A 2,330-nucleotide genomic window follows, 5' to 3' on the forward strand; every position below is an offset into this window, starting at 1 on the left:
ACACCTGCAGAAATACTGAAGTTCATTCCGCGCAGCCAAAGCGATAAAATTCCGCCAATAGCCGAAAGTGGGATTGTAGTGAAAATAATCAACCCATATTTCACTGAACTGAAGGCGAAATAAAGCATCAGAAGGATTAAAGCCAAACTGATAGGAACTGCAATACCAAGCCGTTGCTGCGCCTGTTGAAGATTCTCGAACGTTCCGCCGTATTTTATGGTATAACCTACGGGAAGTTTCAAATTCTTATCCACCATTTGCTGTAAATCCTGCACGGTCGACTGAATGTCGCGCCCTTTCACATTGAACCCAACGACGATTCGGCGGTGTGCTTCTTCGCGCTGGATCTGGTTTACACTTTCCTTTAATTCCACCTGAGCTACTGCGCTTAAAGGAATTTCAACACCAGTGGGCGTGGGAATCAGAAGGTTTTTTACATCTTCGAGATTTTTCCTGAGTTCCCCATCCAGACGGACTACCAAATCAAATTTTTTCTCTTCTTCGAAAACGGAACCCGCGCTCTGGCCTGCAAAAGCGGTATTTACCATTTTATTGACCTCACCGATGCTTAATCCATATTGGGAAAGTGCTGCGCGGTTATATTCAATTAAAATCTGGGGCATTCCGGAAATTGGTTCAACATAAATATTTTCTGCTCCATCGATTTTCTTGGAAATTTCGCCCAGTTTTTCAGCGTAAATCTTTAATGAATCGAGATTATCACCGAAAATTTTACATACAACATCCTGTCTTGCACCGGTCATCAGTTCATTAAACCTCATGTTAACCGGATATTGGAATGAATAGGTAACGCCCACAACATTTTTCTTCAGCTCTGCAGACATTTTTTCGGCGAGTTCGTCATATGATTTTGCGGAAGTCCATTCTTTACGTGGTTTTAGGATAATCATCATGTCGCTCGCATCGATCGGCATTGGATCGGTGGGTATTTCGCTGCTTCCGGTTTTCCCTACAATTTTTTCAATTTCAGGGAATTTTTTCAGCAGGATTTGTTGACTTTTTAAAACTGCATCGGTTGAAGTTTTAAGGTTACTTCCCGGTAAAACCCTTGTATCAACGGCAAAATCGCCTTCGGGAAGTGTGGGAATAAATTCTCCACCTAATTTAGTCATGATAAAAACCGAAACAAAGAAAAGTCCTAAAACACTGAAAAATAAGGGATTCTGAAATTTTAAAACTACCTTAAGAATTTTATCATAAACCGCTTCAAGCTTGTCCATCATCCGGTCGGCATAATTTTTCTTATGAGTAATTTTCTTGGAAAGAAACAGCGCGCTCATCATCGGGACATAAGTTAAAGACAGGATAAATGCACCTAAAAGTGCAAAAATCACCGTCTGCGCCATGGGTTTGAACATTTTACCTTCCACGCCTTCCAGTGTGAGAATCGGCAGGTAAACAATCAGAATAATAATCTGTCCGAATACCGCAGAATTCATCATTTTACCAGCTGAACTCTCCACGGTTTCGTCCATTTCTTTTGCGGTAAGGAAGTTTTTGTTGGCGAGCGTTGGGCCATGAAGCCTGTGTAGAATGGCTTCCACAATAATCACAGCACCATCCACAATCAAGCCGAAATCCAGCGCGCCTAAACTCATGAGATTTCCGGAAACCCCGAAGATGTTCATCATAATAAACGCAAAAAGCATGGAAAGCGGAATGACAGACGAAACGATAAATCCTGCTCTAAGATTTCCGAGGAAAAGCACAAGGACAAAAATTACGATCAATGCTCCTTCCAAAAGGTTTTTTGAAACAGTGCTGATCGCATTGTTTACCATCTTGGTCCGGTCGAGGAAAGGTTCGATGATTACTCCTTCAGGAAGGGTTTTGCGGATTTCGTCGATACGGATTTTTACATTTTCAATAACTTTATTGGAATTGGCGCCCTTCATCATCATCACCACCGCGCCGGCAACTTCACTTTTTCCGTTATAGGTCATGGCGCCGTAGCGGATGGCTTTTCCGTACTGCACTTTTCCAATATTTTCAATTAAAACAGGTGTTCCATCGGGAAGATTTTTTACGACTGTTTTTTCGATGTCATGGATTTTACCCATCAAACCTTCTGTCCTGATGTATAGAATTGTAGGACCTTTTTCAATATATGCACCACCAGTATTCTGGTTATTGTTTTCCAGAGCGGTGAAAACCTCCTGCATCGTCACTCCCATCGCTTTAAGTTGCGCAGGATTTACTGCAACTTCATACTGCTTCAGGTTTCCGCCAAAACTTGCAACATCAGCAACACCTTCTGTACCCAGAAGTTGTCGTCTTACAATCCAATCCTGAATGGTACGAAGCTCCAT

Annotated in this window: 1 protein-coding gene; it reads right to left on the reverse strand. The window is 42.1% G+C overall.

Going from position 1 to position 2,330, the window contains the following annotated elements:
- A partial coding sequence (locus V5N63_RS05410) for an efflux RND transporter permease subunit (protein WP_332033129.1) occupies positions 1-2,330 on the reverse strand: 2,330 nt, incomplete at both ends.

The sequence above is a fragment of the Kaistella sp. genome, assembly GCF_032060305.1.
GTDB classification, from domain to species: domain Bacteria; phylum Bacteroidota; class Bacteroidia; order Flavobacteriales; family Weeksellaceae; genus Kaistella; species Kaistella yananensis.